The following is a 6,318-nucleotide window of genomic DNA, read 5'->3' as shown; positions in this document are numbered from 1 at the left end:
GTGTGGAGCCCGGCGGCTGTCCCCTCCCCCGCCCCGCCGGACTGGGGCGCGTTCTGGCGACAGAAGCGCCGACACGCGAGCGCCGGCACGCACTATCCCGCAACGGTCCTGGCGGCACTCGGCGTGTTCAACGCGGCGAACCTGGTGTTGTGGGTCGCCGCGCCCATCCTGCACCTGGCAACCGGCGTGCCGTATGGGTGGGGTCTGCTCGCAGGCAAGGTCCTGCTCCAGCGCTCCGTCCTGAACGACGTCCTCGACGGGCTGGGCGACGAGCCCGACCTGCGCCTGTGGCAGCCCGTCCTCGACGGGCTGTCCGCGATCTACCAAGCGGCGTTCGCACTTCTCGGCTTGCTGCCGACGCCGAAGCGCTGGTAACCGGCTCCAGGCTCAACTCGGCTTGAACGCCAGCATCTGGACGACCGCCGCGTCGCCGCGGTGGTAGGCGCCCTCGAGGACGGCCCGCTCGACCTCCTCGAGGTGCTCGACCTCGAGGCCGGCGAGCTCGTCGCGCAGACTGTCCGCGGTCATCGTGATGTCGACAGCGTCGGGACCCGACGGCCCGCCCGTGTCACGCTCGGTTTGATCGGGCGTGTACGCCTCGAGGACGAACACGCCGCCGGGTCGAAGCGCGGCGACCACGCGACGGTGCAGGTCCCGGCGAACGTCCGCACTGGTGTGGGCGAAGATGGACACGATGCCGTCCCACGCCTCCACGCCGAGGTCGTAGTTCTCGAGATCGGCAACCTCCGTCTCGATCTCGACGCCGCGCTCGGCCGCGAACGCTCGCGCCCGCTCGAGGCCGACCTCGGACCGATCGACGGCCACGACCTCGAGGCCGCGCGCCGCCAGGAAAACGGCGTTGCGGCCCTGCCCCTCGGCCAAGCACAGGACACGGCCTCGAGGGATCCGGACGGCGACGGACGCCAGGAAGTCGTTGGGCGCGTCGCCGTAGGCGAGGTCGGGCTCGGCGTAGCGGGCGTCCCAAAAGTCGGGCGGAGGTCCAGGCATCAGGATTGACGGTATGTGCGCTGCCGACGCCCTCGAGGACGGACGGGCTTACGCATCCTCGACGAGACACCCTCGAGGGTCGGACCGCGGCGACGTCCTCGAGGACGGTCTACCTCAAAAACAGCGCGGACCCGCCGGCGTAGGCCAGCGGGTCCGCACCGAGACGTCCCGTGGGAGTCGGACGCCGTTAGTTGAGGCGGTAGCGGATGCCGAGCTGCGCGCGCCAGCGCGAAAACTCGCTCGGATCGTCCACGAACGTCTCCTGCGGTCCCGTGAAGTTGAACAGCGGCTCGCCGTCGTCGTCGAACCCGACGAGCGTCAGAGGCGACCGCGCGGCCGGGTTGGCCACCTTGCGGACGCCCCAGTCGGAGCTGAGCAGGTTGGCCACGTTCTGGATGTCCAGGCTCAGCTGCAGTGTGTTCTGGGCGCCGCCGGTCAGGAACGACAGGTCCTGCAAGACGCGCATATCGACGTTGGTGTACCACGGGTTGACGGCCCCGTTGCGCTCCGCGATCTGGCCGCGGTTGGCCGACAAGTAGTCGTCCTGCTCGATAAAGGCGTCGAGGGCGGCGTACTGCTCCGCCGCGGTGCCGGCGCCGTCGGCCTCGGAGAACCGGATCTGGCTCGGGTTCTCCGGGATAAAGATCAGGTCGTTGCCGCCTGACCCGTCACCGTTGACGTCGCCTGAGTAGGTGAACGAGTAGCGGTTGCCGCCGGCGTACAGGAACTGGTTGCCCTGGGCCGCGGTCGCGAACAGCCCGACGCTCGTCGCCGCGGTCGGTCCCCACACCTGGCGGAACAGGGCCGTCCCGACAAAGCGGTGCGGCTGGCCGAACTCAGCGTTGGCCAGGCCGGGCCGGTTTGGGTCGCCCTGGACCGGGTTCGCGCCCCACAGGACCGACGCGATCTCCGTCGTCGCAAACAGGTTCTCGGCCTGGGTGTAGGCGTAGGCGCCCGACAGGCTCAGCACGTCACCGAACGACTTCTGAATCTGGGCCGTGAGCGACAGGTTGTAGCCCTCCGACGAGTTGTCGATGACGAAGATGCCGCCGTCGTTGCCGCCGAACGCGTCCACGTTGAGCTGGCTGCCGCCGAAGAACGGACGGCCGTCCTCGAGGGTGCGGACGGGCGCCGGGACGTCGGCGTTGCGGACGTAGACCGCGTTGATGTCCTTGCCGAAGATGCCCTCGAGGGTGAGAACGGCGTCGCCCGGCAGGCGCTGATCGAGGGCGAGGTTGGTCGTCCAGACCTGCGGGTAGCGGAAGTCGTCGTCCATCGCGTTCAGGTCGAACGACGTCTGGAGCGTGGCCTCGTCGCTCGTCCGCAAGTCCTCCGGGATCGTGTCGTAGGGCTGGGCGCCCGGCAGGTTCGGGTTGCCGCCCGGGTTCGAGACCACGTTGCCGATCCAGACGAACGGGACACGGCCGGTGAACACGCCCGTGCCGCCGCGGAACTGCGTCGAGCGGTCCTCACCGAGGGCGTAGTTGAACCCGAAGCGCGGCGAGAACAGCGCCGTCGCGCCCGGCAGGTCGGCCTGGTCGACGGTCTCGGGATTGTCGTTCTCATCGAGGGCGGTCAGGCCCGTCGAGAACGGGTTCTCGACCGGGTCCGTGATGTAGAACGGGACATCAACGCGGAGCCCCAGCGTCAGGCTGAGCTGCGGCGACACGACCCACTCGTCCTGGACGTACGCGCCGATCTGTCCGACCTCGATGCGCTCGCCCTTGAACGCGAGCGACTCCGGCGTGACCATCCCGTTCAGGTCGACGCGGCACGAGACGCCGGCTTGGGCGCCCAGGTCCGTGCCCGCCCCGCACAGCGGCAAGTCGGGGTTGGTCACCGTCAGGAAGTTGTCGACGCCGAAGAAGGTCGAGCCGTTCGGGATCCCGTCGCCCTCGAAGTCGAGGAAGTACGGGAGCTGGAAAAGGCCGTGGCGGAACAGGTTGAACGAGTTGAAGAACGAGAAGTACTCGCCATTGACCCCGCCCGTGATAATGTGCTGGCCGACGGGGACCGTCACGTTGTTCGTCACCTGGAGCACGTCCTGGTCCAGGATGTTGCGGATCGAGAAGGGCTCGTGGCCCGCCGTCGTGTAGGTCACGCCGTCCTCGACGATCTCGATGGTCGGGAACGGGGCCGAGTTCGGCTCGCGGAAGTCGCGGAACCGGCTGTAGCTGGCGAAAAAGCGGTTCGAGTTGAGCCCGAAGCGCGAGTTGAGCTCGAGCGCGACCGAGTTGAGCTCGTTGTTGATGCGGTAGCCCGAGTTCTCGAACGGCAGGCTCGACTCGTTCGGCCCGCGGCCCGCGTTGGCAAACGAGATCGCGGCCGGGTTGACCGTCAGGTCGCGGAACGCGTCGAGGTAGTTGTACCGCAGCGAGAGCTCGTTGGAGTCGTTGATGTTCCAGTTGAGCTTGGCGAGCAGCTTGTCGTTGTCCGTCGAGCGGACGTAGTCGTCGAAGGCGCCCGTCTCGTAGCCGTAGCCGTCGCGCAACCGGTTCGAGATCGCCTCGAGGTCGGAGGCGCGCACGCGGCTCTCGCCGAACGACAGGTTGCCGTCGCGGTCGGCGACGAAGTTGGTGCCGGGGTCGTCGCGGCGCGAGATCTCGCCGTTGACGTAGAAGAACAGCCGGTCCCGGATGATCGGGCCGCCAACCGCCGCGCCGACCTGGCCGAACGACAGGTCCGGGTTGGCGATGACCTCGTTGCCCGAGACCGTGTTGCCGACCAGGCTCTCGTTTCGGCCGAAGCTGTAGACCGTGCCCTGGAACGTGTTCGTCCCGGACTTGGTGACCTGGTTGATGCTCGCGCCCGTGAACCCGCTCTCTCGCACGTCGAACGGGGCGATGGAGACCTGGACCTGCTCGATGGCGTCGTACGGGACGGGCTCGGCGCCGGCCTGGCCGCCGGGGGCCGGGTCATCCAAGCCGAACGCGTTGTTGAAGTACGAGCCGTCGAGCGTGACGTTGTTGTAGAGCCAGTTCCGGCCTCCGAACGAGAAGTTGCCGTCCGAGCGCGGGTCGATCCGCGTCAGGTCGCGCGTCGAGCGGTTGATGGTCGGCAGCGTGGCCACCTCGGCCGGGTCGATAAACGTGCTCGCGCCGGTCCGGTCGCTCGCCAGCACCTCGCCGGCCACGCCCTCGACGGTGACGCCCTCGAGAGCGACGCTCGTCTCAGCAAGCGTCAGATCGAGCCGGAAGGCCTGGCCGAGTTGGAGCGAAAACCCCGTCTCGACGGCGTCCTCGAGGCCCAAGAACGACGCGGTTACCGTGTAGGGGCCGCCGATGCGAAGGTTCGGCAGCACGTAGGCGCCACCGGCGCGCGCCGAGGTGCCGTAGCGGGTGCCGGACGGTTGGTGGACGGCGACCACATTGGCGCCCTCGACGGGTTGGCCGGAGGCGTCGAAGACGAAGCCCGTCAGGCGGGACGTCGTGACGCCCTGAGCCTGGGCGCCGACGGCGGAGAACACGAGGGCCACGAGGGCGGCGGCGAAGCGAAGACGCATTGGGTCGGGGTGGGGCGAGTGAGACCGGACCACGCGGTCGATCCGCGCGTGGCGTAACCTGGACGCAACGTAATGGACACGCCCCCTTAACCGTGTTACGTGCCGACTTCGAGGACGCGTCTTGCCCACCTCTTGACGTTCCGGGACCGCTTCCAGCAGGACTGACGGCGCGGTCCTGAGTCGCCCTTTTAGATAGCCTGCTCGTCCTCGAGGACGACTACCCCTTGACCGCGCCCAGCGTCAGGCCGGAGATGAGGTAGCGGCTCAGGACCAGGAACAGCGCGATCACCGGGATCGAGACCAGAAGCGAACCCGCGGCATAGAGCCCCCACTGCGTCGACATCGAGCCCTGGAACAGCTTGAGCCCGACCGGCATCGTGAACTTGTCCACGTCCTGAAGGACCACCGCCGCCACGACGTACTCGTTCCAGGCGCTCATGAACGAGAACAGCGCCGTGATCACCAACGCCGGTGCCGCAAGCGGCAGGATCACTTTGTAGAACGCCTGCCACGGCGTCGCCCCGTCGATCCGCGCCGCTTCCTCGAGGCTGGCAGGAATCGTGTCGTAGTAGCCCTTCATCTGCCACACGCAGAAGGGCAACGCCGTCGCCGAGTAGATGATGACGATGCCGATGTACGAGTTGATCAGGCCGAGCTCGATGAGCACGATGTAGAGCGGCAGGAGCAGCATCGTGGCCGGAAACATCTGGGTGACCAGGATCCCGCTCAGCGCCGCCTTCCGACCCTTGAACCGGTGGCGCGACAACGCGTAGCCCGCCGTCGAGGCGAGAGCGACGCCTGTGATCGTGACCACGAACGCGACCAGCAGGCTGTTGCCGAGCCAGGTCAGAAACGGCGTCTCGGACAACAGGACGCGGTAGTTGTCCAGCGTCGCGCCCTCCGGGATGATCGACAGCGATCTCGAGAGGAGCTGGTCGCTCGGGCGGAGCGAGATCGTCAGGATCCGCGAGATCGGGTAGACCGAGATGAACACGAACAGCGCCAACACGCTGTACGAACCGAGACGCGGAAGAAGTCGCTTCATGGGTCGCCGGGGGTGGGCTAGCGGATGGAGCCGGTGGCGACGTCGTACACGTTCGGCGAGACGTTGTCGACGCGTCCTCCGCCGGTCTCCTCGCCCGCCTCGTTCCGGGCGACCGGCAGGAACTCGCCCACGCCTCCGCCCGGCGTCCGGGCGCCGACCAGCATCGTGACGCGTGCGCCCCGGGGCAGCGTCGGCATGACGAAGGTGGGGATCGCGAACTCGAGGGAGCCGATCGTCGGGTCGAACGGGCTCGAGCCGGCCGAGAGCTGGCCGAGTTGGCGTCCGCCGGCGTCCTCGACGACGAGCCCGTCGCCGACGAAGATGACGTACTCGTAGCCGCCGTCGTCCGGGAAGGAGTAGCGCGCACCGCGCTCGACCCGCTCGGTCCCGCCCTCCTCGGTGTCGATGACGAACGCGACCATCGTCTGGGGGTCGTCGGCCAAGGCCACGAACTCGGCTCGGAAGTAGGTCGTGGAGTCGTCGCGCGCGACCTCGAGGTAGGTCACGTCCAAGACGCCGTCCTCGAAGCTGGTGGGATACGAGAACGTGCCCGTCGAGCCCCAGTCGTCGCCCTGGGGATCGGTCTGGGTCGTGGCGACGGCGGCGTTCGGATTCGAGCGCAGGATCTGGTCGTCGCTGAGCGCGCGCTGGTCCGCGACGGCGCGCATGACCGAGTACTCGTCGCGCAGGTCGGGCTGGACGAACGCGAACCCGTCCCACACGTCGCCGACTCCGGCCGACGGGCCGGACGGTACGTCGTCGC

The 6,318-nt window shown here is 68.2% G+C and carries 5 protein-coding genes; 1 reads left to right on the top strand and 4 read right to left on the bottom strand.

The window, feature by feature from the left end; genetic code table 11:
• A partial coding sequence (locus WBA11_RS11715) for a hypothetical protein (protein WP_424520867.1) occupies nt 1-375 on the top strand: 375 nt, incomplete at its 5' end.
• A 12-nt stretch (nt 376-387) separates the two neighbouring features.
• On the opposite strand, the gene WBA11_RS11710 is transcribed toward WBA11_RS11715, so the two are convergent.
• From WBA11_RS11710 to WBA11_RS11695, 4 genes are all read right to left on the bottom strand, one after another.
• A complete protein-coding gene (locus tag WBA11_RS11710) occupies nt 388-1,008 on the bottom strand; it encodes an SAM-dependent methyltransferase (RefSeq protein ID WP_424520866.1) in 621 nt (206 codons plus the stop codon).
• Between the two features lie 187 nt (nt 1,009-1,195).
• Complete coding sequence (locus WBA11_RS11705) at nt 1,196-4,510, bottom strand: carboxypeptidase regulatory-like domain-containing protein (protein ID WP_424520865.1); 3,315 nt, start codon at nt 4,508-4,510, stop codon at nt 1,196-1,198.
• A gap of 217 nt (nt 4,511-4,727) precedes the next feature.
• Nucleotides 4,728-5,555, bottom strand: coding sequence for a sugar ABC transporter permease (locus WBA11_RS11700; RefSeq protein ID WP_424520864.1), 828 nt, complete (start codon nt 5,553-5,555; stop codon nt 4,728-4,730).
• A gap of 17 nt (nt 5,556-5,572) precedes the next feature.
• Nucleotides 5,573-6,318, bottom strand: a 746-nt coding sequence (locus tag WBA11_RS11695) for a glucodextranase DOMON-like domain-containing protein (RefSeq protein ID WP_424520863.1), incomplete at its 5' end; no start/stop codon positions are given.

This window comes from Rubrivirga sp., from assembly GCF_049648075.1.
In the GTDB taxonomy this organism is placed as follows: Bacteria; Bacteroidota; Rhodothermia; order Rhodothermales; family Rubricoccaceae; genus Rubrivirga.
Note: the sequence above shows the minus strand (reverse complement) of the source record. Positions and strands in the feature narration are given on the sequence as shown.

Bases quoted from the DNA above. Each gene is read 5' to 3' on its own strand.
- WBA11_RS11710 (WP_424520866.1), bottom strand. From the start codon at position 1,008: ATGCCTGGACCTCCGCCCGACTTTTGGGACGCCCGCTACGCCGAGCCC.
- WBA11_RS11705 (WP_424520865.1), bottom strand. From the start codon at position 4,510: ATGCGTCTTCGCTTCGCCGCCGCCCTCGTGGCCCTCGTGTTCTCCGCC.
- WBA11_RS11700 (WP_424520864.1), bottom strand. From the start codon at position 5,555: ATGAAGCGACTTCTTCCGCGTCTCGGTTCGTACAGCGTGTTGGCGCTG.